The sequence below is a fragment of the Agrilactobacillus fermenti genome (assembly GCF_047943045.1).
GTDB lineage: Bacteria > Bacillota > Bacilli > Lactobacillales > Lactobacillaceae > Agrilactobacillus > Agrilactobacillus fermenti.
Genome location: NZ_CP181347.1, coordinates 609,813 through 632,192 on the forward strand (window position 1 = coordinate 609,813; position 22,380 = coordinate 632,192).

The following is a 22,380-nucleotide window of genomic DNA, read 5'->3' on the forward strand; positions in this document are numbered from 1 at the left end:
TAGTTTCGAGTTAAAAAGAATTGCACAGTGATGCGAGATTGATCAGAGGTTGCCATTTTCTGAAAGACGATTAAAATGGACTTGTGATTAATAATAATAATTTTAAATAGTGGCTTATTTGGGGGCTTTTTAGTGCAAACACAAGATACGGTGGAAACAGTCCAAGGTCGTCAGCGCGTTGGGTTCATGATTACATTATTAATGGGCACTTTTGGCATGTCTATCAGTCAGTCAGCTATGTCCACTGCTTATCCAACCTTAATGCGAACGTTTCAAGTTGGGGCTGACACGGTTCAATGGCTGACGACAGGATTTATGCTGGTTATGAGTATTTTGATCCCAGTCAGTCCTTGGCTGCTAAATAATTTACGGTTCAAAACATTATTCCGTGGGGTATTGCTTGTCTTTTCTCTGGGAACCTTATTATGTATTAGTGCGCCTAGCTTCTGGGTGTTGCTAGCTGGTCGCCTATTAGAAGCGGTGGCAGTTGGTATTATTTTCCCCAGTTACCAGACTGTTTTATTAACGATTACACCGGAAGCCAATCGTGGTTTTACAATGGGTATTGCTGGTTTAGTGATGGGGTCGGCTTTAGCAGTGGGGCCTATCATTTCTGGCATTATTTTGCAGTATATTTCTTGGCAAGCCATTTTCGGGCTATTTTTAGTTCTCATGTTAGTGGCTTTCATCGCTTCGTATGCCTTTATCAAAAACGTCATGCCACGCCATCGTCAGCCAATTGATCTCTTTTCGGTGGTCTATGCACTTGGATTTCCAGGGGTCATGTGGGCGTTAAACGAATTGACCCATGGGCTGCAGTTTGGCTGGTTGATATTACTGGTTGCTAGTATTGTTGCCATTTGGGCTTTCATTCGGCGTCAAAATCGGCAGAAAGTACCGTTTTTACAATTACGTGTTTTTCGTGCCAAAGCTTTTCGGTACGGCGTCTATTTAACTGGTATCTCTTACATTGCTTTGATCGTGACGACGATCATCATGCCACTTTATTTTCAACAAGTGTTACATATTTCTCCGTTAGCTTCTGGCTTGTCACTAGTACCTGCTGCCGTGGTTTTAAGTTTGCTAAATCCAATTGCAGGGAAGTTATTTGATCATTGGTCGGGTACAAAAGTTATTGCCTTAGGGATGAGCTTGATTGTGGTCGGTATGGGGTTAATGACACTCTTCGCCAGTCGCCGGCAGCTTTGGATCGCCATTATAATGGCCATTATCACAGAGAGTGGTAATGCTTTTGTGATGATGCCAGCTGTTACAATGGGTTCGAATGCCTTACCGGAAGATTTGCTCGCCCATGGCACGGCCGTCATTACTACCGCGCGTCAAATTCTAGGTTCATTAGGTGTGATGGTTGCGACGCAAGTTTTGACGTTAGTGACACAACACAGTCAATATTTGGGGCAATTGCCGGCACAAATCCGGGGCTTTCAAATGACTTTTGGCTTGTTTACGGTGATTGGTATTTTGGGGTTGATTTTAACATTTCAGATTCAACGCCAAGCTTTAGCGGTTCGCCATGAGCGTGCGACAAAGGGTGTTCAGTGACCAAACACTAACAAGAACCCTGATAAATGGCAGTCCGTTAGAAAACCAAATATTTTAAAATAAAAAGCGTGACACCCACTTCATTGACTAACTGATTGCTAGCCTATGATGAAGGGTGAACGCTTTTTTAAGATGCTTTGACACGATAAATGATTGGTCTCAGTTTGAGCGCCAATAGTGAAGCCACGGCGGCTTTGAGAAGCTCGGGTACGATAAAAGGGACAAAAGCAGCTAAGAAAGCACTAGACCAGGTCCCATGGGTGAAAAATTTCAGCCAAATCGTACCCAACAATAAAATTAGTAGACTGCTTAATAAGTGCGCGCCAATATTAAGCTTATCAGGTCGCCCAAATTTTTGGATCCAAAGACTTAATAGTGCTGCGCCAGGGACAAAAGCTAATAAGAAGCCCGTTAGCGGATTGATGAACTGGGTAACGCCGCCGACACCGCCCGCAAAGACGGGTAAGCCAATGAGCCCCAATAAGAGGTATAAAAGGACACTGAATATACTCTGTTTTGGTTTCAAAGTACTACCTAACAGCATGACGCCAAAAGTTTGGAGTGTAAAAGGCACTGGACCAAAAGGAATCGTGATTTGTGAAAGAATTGCCAGAATAATTGCAAATTCAGCGATGAGCACCATGTCTCTAGCGTGTGTTTTACCCATAGATGTCTCCTTAAATTTGATGGCCTAAGTATAGCATAAATCGCTATAAATGAATTTATAATCGATTATTTTTCACACTTAAATGATTGCGATATACTTAAGTTATCACATATAAAAATATAACTTGCTTCAAGTTTGAAATGAGGTATGCACATGACGCAAATACCAACTGAAAGTTTAATGATTGGTTTTAAATCAGGATTTGAGTTAAATTCAGGCCATTTTGAAACGCAGACTTTGCCATTAGCACCTCTAAAACCCAAAGATGTTTTAGTTGAAATTCAGGCAGTGTCGGTTAATCCAGTAGATACCAAACGGCGACAAACTTTACCAGCTACGGATCAATTTCAGGTTTTAGGTTATGATGCAGCTGGCCGTATTTTGGCTGTGGGTGACGCAGTAACTGATTTTAAAGTGGGCGATGCTGTTTTTTATGCAGGAACGACACGCCGACGTGGTGCTGACAGCCAGTACCAGGTTGTAGATAGTCGCTTGATTGCTTTAGCGCCAAAACAATTAACGTCGGCACAACAGGCAGCTCTACCATTGACGGCATTGACGGCCTATGAATTGTTGTTTGAAAAGATGAATTTTGTGCCACAAGCCAATGCAAATAATGGGCAACGCATTTTGGTAATCAATGGGGCTGGCGGCGTCGGCTCGATTCTAACACAATTAGCAAAGTGGAGTGGCTTGCGGGTTTATGCCACATCAAGTCCACGAAACTTTGATTGGCTGATGCGTAATCGAACAGATGTGACCTTGGATTACCATCAAGATTTGATTGAAGCTCTAAAAGGTGTTGACATTACCGATATGGATGGTATCGCAATTTTGTATGATCCCAAAGCTTATTTTGAAGTGGCAGCGCAATTGGTTCGACCTTTTGGCCATATTGGGACAATTGTTGCAGCAGCTGATTTGCCAGTAGGTCTTATAAAGAATAAAGCCGCAAGTTTAGATTGGGCATATATGTTTGCTAAAGCTGATTACGGGTATAAAATTGCCAGTCAAGGACAAATTCTGGCGCAGATCAGTCGATTAATAGACCAAGGTATTTTAAAAACGACTTTAACTGAGACATTCCATGATATTACTCCAGATACGCTCTATCAGGCTCATCAACTGATAGAAAGTGGCCGTGTGCGTGGAAAACTCGTGCTCTCAGGACCAGTTCATAAATAAAAATAGTGTATGCGCTAACAAAAACTGTTAAAATAGGAATATTGAATTTTTTGTTTAGGGAGAGATTGACATGACGAAAGTAATGGCTGTTAATGCGGGGAGTTCCACGTTAAAGTGGCAGTTATTTGATATGCCTTCTGAAACGCGAATTGCCGGAGGAATGATCGATCGGTTGGGTCAAGAAAACGCTCGGTTTATCGCGGAATATGGGGATGGCCAAAGGTTTGAACAACAAGAACCAATCACGACCCATGAATTAGCAGCTGCTAAGATCTTAACGCGGTTGAAAGATCTAGGCATCGTTGCGCACTTGGAAGAAATTGAGGGCGTTGGGCATCGTGTTGTCGCCGGTGGAGAAATTTTTAAATCGTCAACACGGGTCACACCACAGGTTACAGATGAGATCAAAGCATTAGAAGAATATGCACCTTTGCATAATCCAATTGAAGCCTATTATATCGGTGTGTTTGAAGAATTGCTGCCTCATGCCACTCAAGTTGCTGTATTTGACACTTCTTTCTTTTCAACTTTGGCACCAGAAGATTATCTGTATAGTGTTGATTTGAATTATTATCACGACTATAAAGCCCGTAAATATGGCGCGCATGGGACGAGTCATCGCTATGTTGCACAACGGGCAGCTGAATTGATGGGGCAACCCAAAGATTTGAAGTTGATTACATTACATTTAGGCAGTGGCGCTTCTATTTCAGCCATTGAAAACGGACAAGCGGTAGATACCTCGATGGGCTTCACACCGTTAGCGGGAATCACCATGAGTACCCGTTCTGGGGATATTGATCCTTCATTGATTCCGTTCTTGATGTCCCATCTAGGTTTGACCGATGTCCAAGATTTGATCGATATTTTAAATAAAAAATCCGGTTTACTTGGTTTATCTGGTCTATCTGCGGATATGCGGGATCTGGAAGCAGTCGAAGCTACGAATGCACGTGCCAAGTTAGCCTTAGATGTTTTTGTGAATCGCGTGGTCAAATACGTCGGGGCTTATGTCGCCCGATTAAACGGCGTAGATGGCTTAGTATTTACAGCCGGTGTGGGCGAAAATGGTAAGGAACTGCGACAACATGTCTGTGAACGCTTGGCTGCTTTTGGCGTTAAGATCGATCCAGAACGTAATAATGTTCGCGGCAAAGAACGCTTGATCAGCACCGATGATTCCAAAGTCAAAGTTTATGTCATTCCGACCAATGAAGAATTAATGATTGCCAGAGACACCTTTGCACTGCATGAAAATGATGCAGAGAAGCAAGCGTAATTCAGAATGGTACCGACTATATTCGTATTGTGAAACTTAAAATGAGCTGAAGCAGAATTCATTTTTTGCTTTTCAGCTCATTTTTTCGTTTAATTTGACTTTAGATTATGAATAATGAAAATAAACGTAGCTTAGCTTTTGTTGATCAAAAAATTATCAATTAATAAACCTGATACTTGCATTTAAATTTTTTTTGGCGTATTATCTTCCAGTTGAACCTATCACTGTTCAAAAGGAGGCTCATCATGGCCGGAATCAAAGAGAATACCTTATCGCGCTATCAGCAGATAGCCATTGATATCGCTAATCGGATCGTTAATCAAGAATATCCCATTGGGGCAAAGATCCATGCGCGTTCAACGGTCGCCAATACGTACCAGGTTTCGGCGGAAACGGCACGCAAAGCTATCAAATTATTGGCTGATTTGCATATTGTCGAGGCTAAACAGGGGAGTGGCTTTTATGTTTCTTCTTTGAATAATGCCGTCAATTTTGTTGATCAATTTAAAAATGTAAAGACACTTAAAGATTTAAAGCACGATATTCATCAAACGATGAAACATCAGCTGCAAGAATACAAACATTTGTCAGAAATGATGAACCAGTTTTTGGATCAAACCCAACGTTTTAATACGGTTGATCCCTTAATGCCCTTTCAATTAGAATTGGCGGCTGGCTGCAAGCATTTGGGAAAATCGATTGGTGAATTGAAATTATGGCAGAATACAACGGCCACGATCGTAGCCGTGCGTCATAATGGTCAAATGCATATTTCTCCTGGGCCTTACGCTGTGCTTGAAGCGGGTGACATTATTTACTATGTTGGGAATGAGACATCACCACGACGCGTACGTAATTATTTTGCGATGGCATCCGAGTGAGTCGTTTTATTTGACTGGTGCCATGCTATGGCGTATAGTCCAGGCAAATAGGACACAAGCTGCTAAATATTTTCATGTAAGCTCCGGTAGATCAAAGTTTGCCGGAGTCACTTATTTGACAAAGTGACAATATGGAGTTAGCATAGTATGGTCACTTTCCGATAATAACTATCGAAAAAGGGGGAATTGAATTGCCAATCGTTAAGGTGGAACATTTAACCAAAATATTTGGGAAACGTGTCAAACCAGCACTTGAAATGATCAAGCAAAAGAAATCTAAAACCGATATCTTAAAGAAGACTGGGGCGACTGTTGGTGTCTACGATGCCAATTTTGAAGTTGAAAAGGGTGAGATCTTTGTGGTCATGGGTTTATCTGGTAGTGGGAAGTCCACGATGATCCGCATGATCAATCGTTTGATCAATCCAACAGCCGGCTCTATTTATATTGACGGTGATGATATTGCGACAATGGATAAGGAAGCATTGCGCGAAACGCGCCGTAAAAAAATGAGTATGGTGTTTCAAGGATTTGCACTTTTTCCAAACCGAACAATTTTAGAAAATACGGCTTATGGGCTTGAATTAAAGGGTGTAAGCAAAGAAGAACGCGAAGCAAAAGCAATGGCGACACTTAAAGATATGAGTTTGGCAGATTTTGCGGAACAATATCCAAGTCAATTATCTGGTGGGATGCAGCAGCGTGTCGGCTTAGCCCGAGCATTGACCAATGATCCTGAAGTTCTATTAATGGACGAAGCATTCTCAGCGTTGGATCCTCTGATTCGGCATGAGATGCAAGATGAATTGCTAGACCTTCAAGCTAAAATGAAAAAAACAATTATTTTCATCACCCATGATTTGAACGAAGCATTGCGTCTGGGTGATCGAATCCTGATTATGAAAGACGGTCAAGTGATGCAAATTGGGACTGGTGAAGAAATTTTGACTCACCCAGCCAATGATTATGTGCGCACCTTTACACGAGATGTGGATTACTCAAAGGTTTTGACTGCTCAAAATATCATGATTCCAGCGCTGACTATTAATTTGGATAAAGAAGGGCCAAACATGGCTTTACGGCGCATGCGCCATGAAGAAGTCAGTATGCTTGTGGCTATTGACAGTGAGCGGCACCTTAAAGGCGTGATCAACGCTGAAGATGCGCGTACTGCCAGACAAGAAGGTAAACCACTGGCGGATTTCATTAGTTCTAAAATTCCGACAATCAGTAAAGATACGCACGTCAACGATATCTTCAATGTGATTAACGATTCACCAACGCCGGTAGTCGTCACTGAAAATAATCGGGTCGTAGGCGTTGTCATCCGTGGTAGTGTGATCGATGCTTTAGCTGAGGATACAGATACGCCAGAGACTGATGCGACATCAGCAAACGACCAGAGCCAAGCACAAACCACAACAGGGGAGGAGAATGCTAATGCTTAATTTACTTGCAATTGCCAAACTACCTGTGGCGTCTTGGATCGAAAAGATTACCGATTGGTTCACAACCAATTGGGCCGGATTTTTTAACGTCTTACAAAACTTTGGTAAAACGCTGATGAATGGGATCACTGATGGCTTGATTGCGATCAATCCAGTGATCGTAATTGTTTTACTGACTTTAGCGGCGTTCGTAATTTCGAAACGTAAATGGGGTTTGACAGCATTTACGTTAATTGGATTAGTCTATATTTATAATCAGGGTTTATGGCATGATTTAATGAACACCGTGACCTTAGTGCTCTTATCCAGTGTACTGTCAATTGTAATCGGGGTACCTTTAGGTATCTGGATGGCTAAGAGTGATAAAGCTAAAGCGGTGATCACGCCAATTCTTGACTTTATGCAGACAATGCCAGCCTTTGTTTATCTAATTCCAGCCGTTGCCTTCTTTGGTATCGGGATTGTACCGGGGCTGTTTGCTTCAATTATCTTCGCTTTACCGCCAACTGTTCGGATGACGAACTTAGGTATTCGCAGTGTCCCTGACGATTTGGTCGAGGCAGCAGATTCATTTGGGAGTACCAGTTGGCAAAAACTAGTCAAAGTCGAACTGCCAATTGCTAAAAATACGATTATGGCCGGGATCAATCAAACGACCATGCTCGCTTTATCAATGGTAGTCACAGCATCAATGATCGGGGCGCCTGGACTTGGACGTGGCGTTTTACAAGCGTTACAACGGGCAGAAGTCGGAACGGGCTTCGTAAATGGCTTAGCTTTAGTTGTCTTAGCAATTATTGTGGATCGGTTCACGCAGTATTTGAACCAACCTAAAGCGCATCAACAGAATTTGACGGCCAAACAAAAGAAAAAGAAGCGTTATACGACAATTGGTGTGATTGCGGCAATTATTGCTTTGCTAGGTGGTAATATTGCTTACAGCAAGTTAAATAACCAAACGAGTAATAAAGGGGACGTCAATCTTGCTTATGTAGAGTGGGATACTGAAGTTGCTTCTAGTAATGTTGTTGGTGAAGTTTTACGCGAAATGGGTTACAATGTCAAACTCACACCATTAGATAATGCCATTATGTGGGAATCGGTTGCTAAAGGTCAGGCAGATGCCTCTGTCAGTGCCTGGTTGCCAAATACGCATAAGGTACAATATCAAAAGTATAAGCACCAAATTGACTTATTAGGGCCAAATTTAGAAGGTGCTAAATTAGGCTTAGTCGTGCCGCAATATATGACCAACGTCAATTCTATTAGTGATTTGACCAATCAAGCCAATCAAACGATTACCGGAATCGAACCAGGTGCCGGTGTGGTAGCCGCTGCGCAAAAGACGCAAAAAGCTTATCCTAATCTAAGCGGCTGGAATATTTCCACCTCTTCTTCAGGTGCGATGACGGTGGCTTTAGGCAAAGCAATTAAGAACAAGCAGCCAATCGTGATCACGGGTTGGTCACCCCATTGGATGTTCAGCAAGTACAAGCTGAAGTATCTAAAGGATCCAAAGGGCACAATGGGCAAAGCCGAAAGTATCAATACGATGACGCGTAAAGGCTTTAAGTCAGATAATCCAGAAGCTTATAAAGTCTTGAAAAACTTCCACTGGAGTCAAAAAGATATTCAATCCGTTATGTTGAAAATTAATCAGGGAACTGAACCACAACAAGCTGCTAAGGATTGGATCAAAGCACATCCTAAGCAAGTTGCTGCGTGGAAAAAATAAATAACGTTGACGATATGTGTGGTAAGTTTGCTTGCACAAATGTGTTTGAAATTGAATCATTCATTGAATAGTAAGAAGAATCTGATGCAAAACGATGGTTTTGTGCTCAGATTCTTTTTTTCGTTTAAGATCAAATCATGCGTAAAATAATGGGCGCTGTAGAAAAGAAACTAGATTTTAAGTGTCTTAAAATAACATGAGGGGAATCCCTACATTTTGGACCTGCCGGAAAGAGAATATCAGTCAAAACGCCTTTTTATAAACACATTAAGCGCTTTCTGAAAATGAAACGATTGTTTTTCAAAATTGTATGAATGCGCTACAATAAATATATCAATAAGTGATTAGATCGGCGTTTGAATTATTCGCTTTAGACATATAGGAGGCAGAGGAATGAAAGTAGCAATTTTTTCAACGTGTGTTGTTGACTTAATGTTTCCTGAAGTAGGGAAAGCTATGGTAGAAGTACTAGAACGTTTTGGCTGTGATTGTTACCTACCAGGTGATCAAATTTGTTGTGGGCAGCCAACTTATAATAGTGGGTATAGTAAAGCAACTCAAAAAGTCTTTCATAACGAGATCGATGCTCTATTGAGTATTGATGCCGACTATATCGTAGGCCCCGCTGGTTCTTGTGTGGCGATGTTGCGGGAATATCCAGAACTCTTAAAGGACGATCCTGAATATGCCGACAAGGCCCGTGAAGTTGCGGCAAAATCTTACGAATTCTCACAATTTCTTTGGCGGATCCTTGGCGTGGAAAATGCCGGGGCTGAGCTGAATGCCAAAGCAACTTACCACCGTTCTTGCCATATGACACGGTTATTAGGCGAATCTGAAGCGCCTTATGCCTTATTGGATCATGTCAAAGGGCTAGAAATGATTCCGCTGGAAAATGCGCATGATTGCTGTGGCTTTGGCGGTACTTTCTCTGCCAAAGAACCGGAAATGTCTCAATTAATGGTTACTGAAAAGGTTCGGCATATCGTCGATACCGGTGCAGAAGTATTGGTCAGTTGTGATATGGGCTGCTTGATGAATATTGGCGGTCGTTTCAACCGTGAAGGCAAGAAAATCAAGATCATGCATTTAGCCGAAGTTCTAAATTCCAATGTGGATGAAAGTCGGATAACTTACTTGAAACATGCACCAGTTAAATAGCAGGGGAGTGTAAAATAATGGGCATTAAAACAAGTGATAAACCAATGATCGAACGGGTCAAAGAATCTGAACAAGATAAATTTATGCAAGCCTCCGTTGCTAAAGCTCAAGATGCACAACACATTAAACGTGAAGATTCACGTGCCTTGCTAGGCAACTGGGAACAATGGCGTGAATTAGGCGAACAAATCCGGCAACGAGCATTGACCTACTTACCTGATTATTTGGAGCAGTTTAGTGATAACGTTGAAAAAAATGGTGGCGACGTTTTCTTTGCCAGCACAGAAGAAGACGCCGTTGACTATATTGAAAAAGTCGTTAAAGAAACAGGCGCCAAGCGTATCGTTAAGTCTAAATCAATGGTGACAACGGAAATTGATTTGGATAAGCGTTTATTGGCCTTAAATCAAGGACTTCAATTAATGGAAACCGACTTAGCCGAGTTCATTCTACAAGAAGATGATTGGGATGAACCAACGCATATCGTTTTTCCAACTTTGCATAAAAATCGGGATCAGGTACGTAAAGTTTTCATGAAACTTGGTTATGAAGGCGATAATGATCCGATGCACCTTGCCCGCTTTGCGCGGAAGTATTTACGTGAATACTTTTTACAAGCGGATCTAGGGATTACCGGGTGTAATTTTGCAGTTGCAGATAATGGGATGATCAATCTAGTTACCAATGAAGGTAACGCTGATCTGACGATGGCGATTCCAAAGACACAAATCGTTGTGATGGGTATGGAACGGATCGTACCGACCATGCAAGAAGCCGAAATTTTAGATAACATGCTGTGTCGTAGTGCCGTTGGGCAGAAATTAACAAGTTATGTTACTTTCGCTGGACAACAAGTCACGGGTGAAACGGATGGCCCTGAGAACTTCCACGTGGTCATTGTGGACAATAATCGTTCTAAGGCACTAGGCACAGAATTTCAGTCTATTTTGCAATGTATTCGCTGTGGTGCTTGTATGAACGTCTGCCCAGTTTACCGACATATCGGTGGACATGGTTATGGTTCTATTTACCCCGGGCCTTTGGGTGCTGTCTTATCCCCAATTCTTGGTGGTTATGAAGCCTTTTCCGATTTACCATTTGCTTCTAGTTTGTGTGGGGCTTGTACTGAAGTTTGTCCGGTGAAGATTCCATTACACGAATTATTGATCAAGCATCGGCGCATCATTACGGACCAACGGCATATGCAGCATGGCCTGAACAATTTGGTCATGCAAGTGATTGGGATTGGGACTGGGTTCCCTTGGATTTTTAGATCAGCGGTTAAATTCGCCCATACAGCTTTGAAACCAATGGCCAAAAAGGAACGTCGGACCGCGGATAACTTCATTCCAGATGACGGTTATTTGGATAAAGGGCCATCACTGATGGGCGGTTGGACTGATGTTCGTGATCTGCCTGTCCCACCAAAAGGCAAAGACCAATTCCGCGTATGGTTTAAAGATCATCGCCAAGAAAAAGCACAACAAGCAGATCGAAAGGAGCAATAAGCATGACCATTTATAATCGAGAAGCCTTTTTAGATCATGTGGCTGAACGCCTCGGGACACCAAGACATGAAGTGCATAAGCATCCTTTTATTCACCGTAATCAATTACCTGAAGAGACCTTAAGCGATTTGAATAGCGATGAACTTTTAGATCTTGCTAAGACAACCAGTGAAGCATTGCATGTAACGGTTAATATCACAAAGCAGGATGATTTAGGGGCTGTATTAGATGAATATCTTAAACGCCTAGGCGATGGTCAATTGATTCTGCCAACGAATTCAGAAGCTTTTTCTGATTATAATTTAGATTCATGGGTTACAACGGTTAGCAGTCAGCGCGCCGTAAAATATTGGGATCCTCAGGCTGATCGGGAAACAAATCTATCAACGGCACAAAATTCATTAGTCGCTATTGGCTTTGCTGACTATCTGTTGGCAGAGTCGGGTACGATTACTGTGCCAACGACACCAGGTCAAGGCCGTGCCTTTAACTTTTTGCCAACCCATTATTTAAGTATCGTAAAGCGTAGCCACATTTTACCGCGCTCCACGCAAGCTACGAAACTCTACGACCAACGCTTAAAATCAGGTGAATTAAAAACTTCTAACATTAACTATATTTCTGGACCGTCTAATTCGGGGGATATTGAAATGGTGCTCATTGTTGGCGTTCACGGACCGTTAGACATGACTTATGTCATTGTAGATGATCGTTAAATTTTAATGAAGCTGGCAAATAATGGCTGTAGACTTAAGCTAACTGTTATTATGAAAACGTAAAAAGGATAGTGAGACAAAAGGCACCCAGCGCCTGAGCACCAACGAGAATTACGAAAAATGGTGGACTTTCCATTTGAATCATTCGTCGTTGCGTGAGGGCGTTGCCTTTTAGGACACGTTTAAGATACAATCGTTCGTGAAATAATCGGGGCCGTAGACAAGACATTAGTTTTGTCCCGGTCCCTTTTTGTTCGAGAAAAATTTAGTTCATGCTCAGTCACTGATCACTCTTTGTCACACTCTGATATTTTGCGTTTTTAGTTCAGAAAGTTTAGAATGTTAAAAATTAGATTTTGATTAAATTATGATATTGAATACAGGAGGTTGGGACATTGGATTATGAATTATGGCAAGAACTTGGGTTGACTTTTGCAGATTTATGGCAAGCCACAGGAATCGAAGTTGAGGAACATCGGGTACAAAAATCAGGCTGTTTAAGTCGTCATGAGTATCCTAATATTTTTGGGAGTCGTAATTTTCATCCAATGTTACAATCCGATTTTGGTGAATCACAGATGGAATTAGTTACGCTGCCACAACCTAATTTGACGGCAGCCATGTCATTTTTAGATGTTTTACAGGCTGTGGTTCAGCGGCAATTGAACGCAGATGAAGTGATTTGGCCATTGAGCTTGCCCCCACATTTATCCGATGACGATAAACAATTTGTGACCACACATTTTGGCCGCCCTAAATATCAGCAGTATCGGGACTATTTACTGAAAAATTATGGGATAGAACAAGAACTTATTACCGGAATTCATGTGAATATTAGTTTGAATGAAGTTTTGCTGGAAAAACTTTTTAAGCAGGCTAAGTTGCCGAATAGCCATTTCGTATCTTATAAAAATCATACTTATTTCCACGTGGCACAATTCTTATCGTTGCATCGTTACTTGCTAACTTATTTCTTCGGGGCTTCACCAATATCTGAAAACCAATATTGGCGTATTCCAGAGCACATTCATTATCCAGTACGTAGTTTGCGATCCAGTACCTATGGCTTTGAAAACACGGCTGATAAGCGGATCGGATATATCTCCTTGCACGACCAGATCAATGCGATCGAACATCAAATCGCTAAGCGCCGTTACTTTTCCGAGCATGAATTTTATGGGCCAGTACGGGTTAAAAGTAAAGGTAACTTCCGGGCTGTATTTAAAAATGGCATCGATTACTTGGAATTGCGTATGTTTGATCTAAATCCTTTCGAGCCCAATCACTTGAGCTTAGATGCCCTGAATTTTGTACGTTTATTGATCGCGCAAAGTTTGTTTACAGCGGCACCTAAAGACATGAACCAGGCTTACGCGGCGGCAATGGCTTTAAACGAAAAAGTGGCTTTGACTGATCCAAGTAAAAAAATACCGCAATTTATCGCTTGGGCGCAGCGAGATTTCAAGTTGCTTTATCAGACTTGTGAACGTTTGGGATTACCTGATTATTTTAAACATTTACTGGATCGTTTAAGCAAACAGCTAGATGATCCACAAGACACATTGGGCTACCAAGTTGCTGCCCAAATTCAAAATAATAGTTTGGAAAATTTTGGGCTGACACAAGGTCAAAAGTTTAAAATGTACTATGCTGGCGCGAACGCGAAAACATGGCCATTTTTATTTTTGAAAGACACGTTGAATTTATCGCAGCAGTTGGTATTACAACAGGCCATCATTCATGGTTTTAAAGTCAATTGGCAGGTACACCGGGTTATGGTTCAATTCGGTAAGGAGTTTCATTTGTATGATGGCGATTGGATCCGAACACCACAAGCTGCTGATCAGTGGTTACAAACTAAATTCCGCACGCTAAGGCCTGATCCCGATCAAGCGCGTACTTTTGGAGGCATAAAATGAAACCTAGAATTGCGATCGTGGTTAGTCAATATGAATATTCTGAAACGGTTTTTCATCACCATTCAGCTAGTTTTGTCCCCCAATTTTATTTGAATGCCATCGCGGCTGTAGGTGGCTTGCCTGTTTTATTGCCCTTGACTAATTTAGCAGACGTTCGAGATTACGTATCACTATTCGACGGTTTTTTGTTAGTTGGTGGTCAAGATGTGTCGCCCAATTTGTATGGTGAAGAGCCATTACCCAAGATTTCACAAACAGATTTGAATCGGGATAAGTTCGAGATGTCTCTGGTACAAATGGTGCGTCATACCAATAAACCCTTGCTTGGCGTTTGTCGTGGGTTACAAGTGTTGAATGTGGCTTTTGGTGGTACCTTATATCAAGATTTAAGCTACCGCAAGCACGTTACCTATAAGCACGTGCAAGAGCCGACAGATGATCGTTTACCGACGCATTATGTGTATCAAACTAAGGCGTCATTTTTGAGCCAGATTTTTGGCGAGAAGGTATTTGTAAACTCGCTGCATCATCAAGCTATTAAAGCTTTAGGCGATGATCTGGTCACATTGAGTCGCAGTTCAGATGATTTGATCGAAGGTATTCAAAGCAGAAATCATCAATTTTTTGCGGTGCAGTGGCATCCTGAAATGTTGATCGATTATGATCGGCGTAATTTGGCCATCTTTGGTCGCTTAATTGAACGTGCGAATCAACTTAAATAAGAAAATCGGTACATCTAGCATTTCTTCGCAATTCTGGTTAGTGCCCAGGTGCTGAGGGTCTTTTGTCTCACGCTCATACGCGTTAATTTTGATGCTGATTTGTTTGATTTTAGGTGACTTGATTTTTGTAATCGAATTCATTTTTATTCCGCTGTATTTTCGGTATAATAATAGGTATCAATCCTCGGAGGAGGGGTATTTTGAAAAAATCTGGGGTCATTCTGGTCAATCTGGGGACACCAGAATCAACAACAGTAGCCGATGTGCGGTTATTTCTGCGTCAATTTTTGAGTGACCCACGCGTTATTGATTTACCACGATTGCTTTGGTGGCCGGTTTTACACGGTGTGATTTTACCGTTTCGAGCTAAGAAATCAGCACAGATGTATGCCCAAATTTGGGATGAAGCTCGGTTTGGTGGGTCACCATTGCTGTATTATACTAAGCAGCAAACAGAAAATTTAGGTCAACGCCTACCTGATACATTGGTCCGTTATGCGATGAGCTATTCCCAACCTACGATTGAAACAGTGTTACAAGAAATGATTGCTGCACAGGTGACCGAGTTGACACTTATTCCCATGTATCCTCAGTTTTCGGGTACAACTGTGGGCTCGGTAATGGATACGGTTATGGCATTCTTTCGAGGTAAGGCGCATTTACCTAACTTGCACCTAATATCTGATTTTTATGATGACCCGGGCTATATTCAAGTCTTAGCTGATTCAATTCAAACGGTCCTTGATGCACATCCTGACATTCAGCAGGTCTTGTTCTCTTATCATGGCGTGCCCAAGCGCTATATTGATCAATTGCAAGATCCTTATTATGACCAATGTCATGTGACCACAGAGTTGACAATGGAACGCTTAGACCATGCGGTACCTTATCAGATGACGTTTCAATCTAAATTTGGCTCTGGTCAATGGCTCACACCAGCGACGATTGATACCATTCAAGCATTGCCTCAAGCTGGTATCACGAATGTAGCCGTCGTGACCCCAAGTTTTACAGCTGATTGTTTAGAGACACTTTATGAAATTGGCCATGAGAATCAGCGCGTATTTAAAGCAAATGGCGGCACCAACTTTACGTTGATCCCACCACTTAATGATCAAGATGCTTTTATAGATTTTTTAGCTGAACTCGTTCGTAAAAATTCAACGGCCTAGAGGTAAAATTAAGCCGATTGCAAAAGTAACTACTAATGCCAAAGTTGAAATAAATAAATTTTTAACCGCAAAAATAAAGGTCTCTTTTTTAACTTGTTTGGCTAATAGTTTTTTAGTGTTTTTAATAATGATCGGTAAGGTTAACAGGGTCAGCAGGGTCATTAAAGGTAAAATATTCAGAATCACTGCTAGAATCAAGGTCGCATAGCCGACGACGATCAAAGCGACATAGAATTGTAGACTATGGGGCACACCAATATAATAAACAATCGTTTTGCGCCCTAATTGAATATCTTCTTCAGCATCACAGAAATTATTGGCTAGCAGTAAACTTGCAATCATACAGATGGCTAATCCTGAAGCTAACAAGACCGGCCAGATAAACGCCCAATTAAAAGTGATCCGGTCATAAACATTGATATAGACCGCAATTAAAGTGATCATGAAACCCATGGTAAAACCGGAGAAAAATTCACCAAAGGGTGTTGAAGAAATGGGCCGTGGTCCAGCGGCGTAAAACCAGCCCACCGCAAAACACCACATGCCAAGCCACAATAAAGGCAAGCCAACTTTAGCTACAATCAGTAGACCGATAATACCAGCAATACCTATCATGCTTAAAGTTAGATATTTGATTTTATTAGGATCAAGATGATTGACACCAATAATATTTGTCTTTTTACGGTATTCACGGGCTTTTGTCGCGTGAACATAATCCTGATAATTATCATGCGCATCCACCGCCATATTAAAAAGAAACATGGCAATGAAGAATAACACTAATAATACCGGATGAAGGCTATGGTAATGATACCAGGCAAAAAAAGTACCTAATAAAAATGGAAAAACACTCGCAGTTTTTGCTTTGATTTCTACAAGCTCTAAAAAAACACTTAACGACACAAAAACATTTCCTTTCTGGTTAATTTTTAGTTAATATTAAAGTACCATAAATTCGTCGAAAAAACAGATTTCATAAAGAGGTAAGTTCGTGATTTCAATTAATCCCATGTGGACTACTTTTCCAGCGCTGCATGATGAACTCGTGCAAGTGGAAAAGGTGATCCAAGATAATATACAGTTGCGTAACAAGCAAATAGAAGCTGCCTTAGTTGAGCTCACGTCAGGTGGCGGTAAACTGGTTCGACCGGCTTTTTTGTTACTATTTTCAGTTTTTGGTTCTAAACGTGATGTCACGCAATTGACCAAAAGTGCGGCGGCCATGGAAATTTTACATTTGGCGACATTGATCCACGACGATGTAATCGATGATTCGCCGTTACGTCGGGGTGTGCCGACGATCCACACCCATTATGGCCAGCGTAATGCGATTTATGCCGGTGATTACCTGTTTACAATTTACTTTGAGTTGATCAATGAAACGGCGCGTAACCGTGAGGATGTTCATTTGAATGCCTTATTAATGCGGCGCATTTTGTTAGGTGAGTTAGATCAGATGCGTTTTGATTTTAAAACGGGCATGACGCTTAAAGATTATTTACGGGAGATCGATGGTAAAACGGCCGCTTTGTTCCAATTGAGCTGTGAGTTTGGTGCACGTTTGACAGATGCACCGCAACAAATTCAAAAGACCGCTCGTCGGATCGGTCATAATATCGGCATGGCTTTCCAAATTTTAGATGATATTTTAGATTATACTAAGTCTGCTGATGAAATTTTAAAACCGGCGGGTGAAGATCTACGTTCAGAAACTTATTCCGTGCCATTATTATTTGCAGCCCGCAATTATCCTGAGCTACCGCAATTATTGCAGGCACCAATGACTGAAGCACATGTTAATGAATTAGTTCAGCTCGTCGCTGAATACGGGGTACCTGATGCCAAACAATTAGCCAATGATTATACACAAAAAGCACTTCAACAAATTGAAACCTTGCCAGATTCTGGGAATAAAGCTATTTTGAAAGATATAACTGCAGCATTACTTGCACGGTCGTTTTGAAGCTATTCAGGACTCAAGAACTTACAAGTCAGTTCATTTGTGATATGATGTTGCCTGATTAAGGAGGCGTCATCATGGATCGCTTTGATTATCGTATGATTGAGCAGCAAGAATATACTCATGAAACACAGCCATCAGTGGTTGTTTTGAATGAACGCAATTATATTACCTTTCGTGGTGCTGGTAAATTTAGTGTCACCGATCCCCAATTTATGCGTCAGGTTAATATTATGTATGATTTAGCAACCGAGATTCGTCAGGCTGCCCAGATGAGTAAACAACTTGATTGGTTTCGGGACTATGTGCCCTATCCACTGAACAGCTTTTGGGATGGGTTTGGTGGTTATTTGCTGATGATCAAACAACCCAATTTTACCGTACCAGAACTTTTAACAACGGCTAAGGCAAACTTAGCGGCTAAGTATCCGTCAGAATTATTACAACAGGTGAATTTTGAACGTTTGGCGGAAGGCACAGAAGTCCAATCATTTAATGCTGGCCCAGTAGTACCTGGTAATGATACGTTTCAGCGCTTAGATACTTTTATAAAACAACACAAGGCTAGACGACTGAATCAAGGCCATCGAGAAGTCTACTTGCGCCAATTGACCTTAGGGATGCAGCTGGCTGATCTGGAGATATTGGTTCGTTACCAAATTTCTGCCTCTAATAAACGATTCACAAGTGGCCAATTTTCAGTCACAGAAAACTAGAACAAAAATGCCTCACAATTGTTAGACAAAATCATCTAGCATTGTGGGGCTTTTTCAATATAAATATCCGCACTAATTAGGAGATCTAACCTCTATCCATTTCAAATAATTGCTTAAAGTGGGCGTTGTGCTGATAAAGATCGTTAGGCTTGCCTTGCATTTCAATATCACCTTCAGTTAGGAAGACGACTTGGTCGACAAGTTCAATACCTTGGAGATGGTGGGTGATCCACACGATGGTTTTATCATGCAGCAGCTTGAAGAATGTTTCCAGTAGTTCCTGTTCGGTAATTGGATCTAAGCCCACCGTAGGTTCATCTAGCAAAACAATCGGCGCGTCCTGAAGCAAGATTCGGGCTAGTGCGATACGTTCCCGTTCCCCACCAGAAAAACGATTGCCTGCTTCTTCAACAACGGTATCGTATTTATCTGGTAATGATTCAATCAGATCTTTGAGCTGGACTTTTTCTAGCACCGCCTTGACCTCAGCGTCACTAGCCTGTTCATTGCCCATGCGGACATTATTCATGATACTCGTGTTGAATAAAAATGGACTCTGATTCAGTACTGAGAATAGTTGGGCCCGTTCGTTTTGTAAAGCTAGCACATTTGTATCATTCACTAGAATTTCGCCGGATTGAGGGGTGAGATCGCCTAAGATGAGCTGTAGTAAGGTGGTTTTACCAGTACCACTTGGGCCCAATACCGCCATTTTTTCACCACGTTTTAAAGTTTGATTAAAGTCTTTGATCAAAACGGGAGAGTCCGCATCATACTCAAATTGAAGCTGTTTCAAAGTGAGTTGCTGAAAGTCTTTAGGTTCAAGCATTTGTTGTGCTGGTAAGGTACGTGGCTTCGGGGTTAAGTCATTCAAGCGTTGAATTGAATCTGCATATAGTGGTAATTCGTCAAAACCGGTACTGATAGGGATAAAAGCATCAGACAATGGAAAGATTGCGAGCACAAAGGCACTGACGAAGTTCGCCTGAGCTTGTGAACCGGTTAAATGTAAATTGGTAAAGATGATCAAGGCAATCGCCATGCCTAAGAAGACGATTTGTAAGATGAAATCCCGAGTCCAGCCAAAGTGTTTGCTTTTAAGTTGAGATTGACGTAACTGTTTTAAGGCAGGTTTGGGACGCTGAATAAAATCTTGATGACGACCAGAGATAACCCAATCAGACGCACCCATGACGTTATCGGTTAGATCAACGTATAATGCATTATTAATCGCTTTTTGATGATAGCGTCGAGCGCCTTCCACGTTTACAGAAATAAGGGGAATTAAGAAGATTTCTACGAAAAATAGCAGTAACATCAATAGTCCAAAGCGCCAGTCAAAGCTACCTAAGAGAATGATGACGAGTAAGCCAATTAGATAACCGACGATGGTGGGGAAAACCGTCCGTAAATAAAGATTTTGCAAGTGACCTAGATCATCTGCTAAGATGCCAAGAATATCACCAGTCCGATGATGCTCTTCAAAAAAGGCCGCATCTTTTTCTAAAACATGGTAGAGGCGTCGTCTGAGATCTGAGGTCACTTTGAGCACCCAATTGTGACTACGTAGACGTTCTAAGTATTTGAATACTGGCCGTCCGATCCCAAAAGCACGTGTCAGAACCACGGCCGCATAGATCATCAAGATATTGTACGGATGTGTAGCGGATCGATCGATGATATAACCAGATGTGAACATTAACGCAGCGGCACAAATAGCAGTCAGAACGCCAAAAAATAGCGATAAAAATAATAACTTTTTGTATCGTTTCAAGTAAGGCTTGACCCAGGTATCATGCGCCATCAAATTTTTGAAATGTTTCATAAAGTCACCCGCTTTCGCATATGTTCTGTTAATGCTTTAAATTCACCGTTGGGCTGCTGGGCTAATTCTGCCACGGGGCCTTGTTGGACAATTTGACCATCTTTCATAACGATGACGTAATCCATTTCTTTTAACCAGTGTAAACGGTGAGTTGCGAATAAAACGAGATGATCTTTAAATAAAGGCTTCATCGTTTCCTTTAAGGCATATTCCGTTTCGATATCTAAATGCGCAGTTGGTTCATCAAACATTAGAATGCGGCGGTCTTGGTCTAGAAAAGCACGGGCTAAAGCAATCCGTTGGGCTTGACCACCACTGATGCCACGGCCGCCTTCACCGACTTTAGTAGCTAGACCATCTTTGAGGGAGGCCACAAAATCGGCAAGCCCCGCTTTGACCACGGCTGCTTGGACCTCAGCTTCAGTAGCTTCAGGGCGGTAGAACTTGATGTTTGCAGCAATGGTATCGGCAAATAAATAAGGAAATTGCGGAATAAAACTAAATTGTTTTTGCCAGTTGGCTTGGCTTAAATGGGGCAGTGCTTGGCCGTTTAAGGCAAAGTTATCTGTTGCGGACTGCGTGGCAGTCATTGGGGTTAGGAAACCGCCTAGCGTATTTAAAAGGGTCGATTTACCGGATCCACTCATCCCAATAATCGCTACTTTTTGATAACCGTGCAGTGTAAAACTAATGTCTTTTAAATCAATTTGATGGGCATTATCGGGATTATATTGCAGATTAAAATGGTTTGCAGTTAAAATACTATTGGCACCCCAACGAAAATCATCAGAGACTAGTTCTCGATTTTGGATCGTTGGTTGATCTAAAATATCTAAAATATCACCCAACGCATTCTTGCCATCTAAAGTGGCATGATAGTCATTGCCAAAGTCGCGAATCGGCAAGAAAAATTCAGGGGCCAAAATCAAAGAAACCAGTGCTGGAAAGAGGGGCATTGAACCATTGATCAGTGCCAACCCTAAGAACAAGGCCAATAATGCGATGGACAAAGTCGTGAACCAATCCAATGCAAAAGTCGATAAAATGGCAATTTTTAAGGTATCCATGGTACTGCGGCGATAATCTTCACTAACTTCATAAACGTTAGTTTCATAACGTTTGGATAGACCTAGAAATTTTAAAGTGGCTAAGCCGCGCAGAGAATCAACAAAATGATTAGACAGTTTGATAAAACCGGCATACTGGCGGTCGGCTTTATCTTGAGCCGCAAATCCTAAAATAATCATAAATAAAATAACGATGGGAAAGACGACTGTTAAGATAATACCTGAGCGGACACTTTGCCAGTAGATATAAATAATGACTAAAAAAGGAATAATCATCATATCAAAAATCTTAGCAAAGATAAGGTTGAAATAATTATAAACATTATTGATGCCATCTAAAGCCACAGTTACCAACTTGCCGGTCCCAGTTTGGGCGATTTGATTGGCACCTGTGACATAAACTTGATCTAATAGGCGGTCACGTAATAGATTGCTTGTGTGATCCGCATAGTGATCTAAAATGATATTTTTGAGCCATACACAGACATGCCGCAACAAAAATGCGCCACCGAATAGGATGGTTGCTGTGGTTAAGGTAGCTAGGGGTTTCATCTGCCATGAATTGACTAAAGCTCGTGTTAGAAAATGAGCTTGGCAAATGATCGCAATACCTTGAATACCGGTCAAGATCGTGACCCATATCAGCGTTAAGGTCAGGCCGGGTAATTTAAACAAACGCTTATCGATCATATATTCCACCAGTTTCTCTATATATTATTTGTTTAGGAGCGGCAAGCGTAAAACAGAATTAAACGGCCACTTGTTAGGGACTTACACCATACGCTTTTCATTATAGAAGACTTTATGTCTTTGGTTAATCCCGTGCGAACAATTTTAGTTTAAACGTGTGCCAAAA

General features: G+C 41.6%; 18 protein-coding genes. 14 read left to right on the forward strand and 4 right to left on the reverse strand.

Annotated features, from left to right (window positions below; genetic code table 11):
• Positions 1-186: 186 nt before the first annotated feature.
• Positions 187-1,563: an MFS transporter gene (locus ACNAN0_RS02965; RefSeq protein ID WP_230912785.1), complete on the forward strand. Its 1,377-nt coding sequence runs from the start codon at positions 187-189 to the stop codon at positions 1,561-1,563.
• Positions 1,564-1,690: 127 nt separating this feature from the next.
• On the opposite strand, the gene ACNAN0_RS02970 is transcribed toward ACNAN0_RS02965, so the two are convergent.
• Positions 1,691-2,230, reverse strand: a complete 540-nt coding sequence (locus tag ACNAN0_RS02970) for a biotin transporter BioY (protein ID WP_230912770.1) — start codon at positions 2,228-2,230, stop codon at positions 1,691-1,693.
• 147 nt (positions 2,231-2,377) lie between these two features.
• Here ACNAN0_RS02970 and ACNAN0_RS02975 point away from each other — a divergent pair, with 147 nt between their 5' ends.
• The 11 genes from ACNAN0_RS02975 to hemH all read left to right on the forward strand — a co-directional run bounded on the left by ACNAN0_RS02975 (position 2,378) and on the right by hemH (position 15,956).
• A complete protein-coding gene (locus ACNAN0_RS02975) occupies positions 2,378-3,415 on the forward strand; it encodes a zinc-binding alcohol dehydrogenase family protein (RefSeq protein WP_416353816.1) in 1,038 nt (345 codons plus the stop codon).
• 70 nt (positions 3,416-3,485) lie between these two features.
• Entirely contained in the window at positions 3,486-4,694 is a 1,209-nt protein-coding gene (locus ACNAN0_RS02980) for an acetate/propionate family kinase (RefSeq protein ID WP_416353817.1), read from the forward strand.
• A gap of 245 nt (positions 4,695-4,939) precedes the next feature.
• Positions 4,940-5,575: a TrkA C-terminal domain-containing protein gene (locus ACNAN0_RS02985; RefSeq protein WP_230912767.1), complete on the forward strand. Its 636-nt coding sequence runs from the start codon at positions 4,940-4,942 to the stop codon at positions 5,573-5,575.
• 191 nt (positions 5,576-5,766) lie between these two features.
• Positions 5,767-7,023, forward strand: a complete 1,257-nt coding sequence (locus ACNAN0_RS02990; RefSeq protein ID WP_230912766.1) for a quaternary amine ABC transporter ATP-binding protein — start codon at positions 5,767-5,769, stop codon at positions 7,021-7,023.
• On the forward strand, positions 7,016-8,758 hold the full coding sequence (locus ACNAN0_RS02995; RefSeq protein WP_416353818.1) for an ABC transporter permease/substrate binding protein: 1,743 nt from the start codon (positions 7,016-7,018) through the stop codon (positions 8,756-8,758). Before ACNAN0_RS02990 ends, ACNAN0_RS02995 begins: the two co-directional genes overlap by 8 nt.
• 393 nt (positions 8,759-9,151) lie before the next feature.
• A complete protein-coding gene (locus ACNAN0_RS03000) occupies positions 9,152-9,919 on the forward strand; it encodes a (Fe-S)-binding protein (protein ID WP_230912764.1) in 768 nt (255 codons plus the stop codon).
• A gap of 17 nt (positions 9,920-9,936) precedes the next feature.
• The gene (locus tag ACNAN0_RS03005; protein WP_416353819.1) at positions 9,937-11,427 is read left to right on the forward strand and encodes a LutB/LldF family L-lactate oxidation iron-sulfur protein; all 1,491 of its coding nucleotides are present in this window, start codon (positions 9,937-9,939) and stop codon (positions 11,425-11,427) included.
• A 2-nt stretch (positions 11,428-11,429) separates the two neighbouring features.
• Complete coding sequence (locus tag ACNAN0_RS03010; RefSeq protein WP_416353820.1) at positions 11,430-12,143, forward strand: LutC/YkgG family protein; 714 nt, start codon at positions 11,430-11,432, stop codon at positions 12,141-12,143.
• A 395-nt stretch (positions 12,144-12,538) separates the two neighbouring features.
• Complete coding sequence (locus ACNAN0_RS03015; RefSeq protein ID WP_416353821.1) at positions 12,539-14,062, forward strand: gamma-glutamylcysteine synthetase; 1,524 nt, start codon at positions 12,539-12,541, stop codon at positions 14,060-14,062.
• Positions 14,059-14,784 (forward strand): gamma-glutamyl-gamma-aminobutyrate hydrolase family protein, encoded by a 726-nt coding sequence (locus ACNAN0_RS03020; protein WP_230912760.1) that lies wholly within the window; start codon positions 14,059-14,061, stop codon positions 14,782-14,784. The genes ACNAN0_RS03015 and ACNAN0_RS03020 overlap by 4 nt, the downstream gene beginning before the upstream one ends.
• A gap of 200 nt (positions 14,785-14,984) precedes the next feature.
• Positions 14,985-15,956 carry a ferrochelatase gene (hemH, locus tag ACNAN0_RS03025; protein ID WP_230912759.1) on the forward strand — a complete coding sequence of 324 codons (972 nt, stop codon included), beginning with the start codon at positions 14,985-14,987 and terminating at the stop codon, positions 15,954-15,956.
• Here the strand turns inward: hemH and ACNAN0_RS03030 are convergent.
• Positions 15,945-16,859, reverse strand: a complete 915-nt coding sequence (locus ACNAN0_RS03030; RefSeq protein ID WP_416353822.1) for a 1,4-dihydroxy-2-naphthoate polyprenyltransferase — start codon at positions 16,857-16,859, stop codon at positions 15,945-15,947. The two genes, hemH and ACNAN0_RS03030, sit on opposite strands and share 12 nt — an antisense overlap.
• An 88-nt stretch (positions 16,860-16,947) precedes the next feature.
• On the opposite strand from ACNAN0_RS03030, the gene ACNAN0_RS03035 reads away from it, so the two are divergent.
• Positions 16,948-17,919: a polyprenyl synthetase family protein gene (locus ACNAN0_RS03035; protein WP_416353823.1), complete on the forward strand. Its 972-nt coding sequence runs from the start codon at positions 16,948-16,950 to the stop codon at positions 17,917-17,919.
• 74 nt (positions 17,920-17,993) lie between these two features.
• On the forward strand, positions 17,994-18,632 hold the full coding sequence (locus ACNAN0_RS03040) for a hypothetical protein (protein WP_416353824.1): 639 nt from the start codon (positions 17,994-17,996) through the stop codon (positions 18,630-18,632).
• An 85-nt stretch (positions 18,633-18,717) separates the two neighbouring features.
• Here the strand turns inward: ACNAN0_RS03040 and cydC are convergent, their stop codons facing one another.
• Both cydC and cydD read right to left on the reverse strand, forming a co-directional pair.
• Entirely contained in the window at positions 18,718-20,457 is a 1,740-nt protein-coding gene (gene cydC, locus ACNAN0_RS03045; protein WP_416353825.1) for a thiol reductant ABC exporter subunit CydC, read from the reverse strand.
• Positions 20,454-22,214 (reverse strand): thiol reductant ABC exporter subunit CydD, encoded by a 1,761-nt coding sequence (gene cydD, locus ACNAN0_RS03050; RefSeq protein ID WP_416353826.1) that lies wholly within the window; start codon positions 22,212-22,214, stop codon positions 20,454-20,456. Before cydD ends, cydC begins: the two co-directional genes overlap by 4 nt.
• Positions 22,215-22,380: the final 166 nt, after the last annotated feature.

Excerpts from the sequence above, each read along its gene's own strand:
- ACNAN0_RS03040 (WP_416353824.1), top strand. The coding sequence starts at position 17,994 with ATGGATCGCTTTGATTATCGTATGATTGAGCAGCAAGAATATACTCAT.
- ACNAN0_RS02980 (WP_416353817.1), top strand. The coding sequence starts at position 3,486 with ATGACGAAAGTAATGGCTGTTAATGCGGGGAGTTCCACGTTAAAGTGG.
- cydC (WP_416353825.1), bottom strand. The coding sequence starts at position 20,457 with ATGAAACATTTCAAAAATTTGATGGCGCATGATACCTGGGTCAAGCCT.
- ACNAN0_RS03005 (WP_416353819.1), top strand. The coding sequence starts at position 9,937 with ATGGGCATTAAAACAAGTGATAAACCAATGATCGAACGGGTCAAAGAA.
- ACNAN0_RS03000 (WP_230912764.1), top strand. The coding sequence starts at position 9,152 with ATGAAAGTAGCAATTTTTTCAACGTGTGTTGTTGACTTAATGTTTCCT.
- ACNAN0_RS02975 (WP_416353816.1), top strand. The coding sequence starts at position 2,378 with ATGCACATGACGCAAATACCAACTGAAAGTTTAATGATTGGTTTTAAA.
- cydD (WP_416353826.1), bottom strand. The coding sequence starts at position 22,214 with ATGATCGATAAGCGTTTGTTTAAATTACCCGGCCTGACCTTAACGCTG.
- ACNAN0_RS02965 (WP_230912785.1), top strand. The coding sequence starts at position 187 with ATGATTACATTATTAATGGGCACTTTTGGCATGTCTATCAGTCAGTCA.
- ACNAN0_RS02985 (WP_230912767.1), top strand. The coding sequence starts at position 4,940 with ATGGCCGGAATCAAAGAGAATACCTTATCGCGCTATCAGCAGATAGCC.
- ACNAN0_RS03010 (WP_416353820.1), top strand. The coding sequence starts at position 11,430 with ATGACCATTTATAATCGAGAAGCCTTTTTAGATCATGTGGCTGAACGC.
- ACNAN0_RS03020 (WP_230912760.1), top strand. The coding sequence starts at position 14,059 with ATGAAACCTAGAATTGCGATCGTGGTTAGTCAATATGAATATTCTGAA.
- ACNAN0_RS02995 (WP_416353818.1), top strand. The coding sequence starts at position 7,016 with ATGCTTAATTTACTTGCAATTGCCAAACTACCTGTGGCGTCTTGGATC.
- ACNAN0_RS02970 (WP_230912770.1), bottom strand. The coding sequence starts at position 2,230 with ATGGGTAAAACACACGCTAGAGACATGGTGCTCATCGCTGAATTTGCA.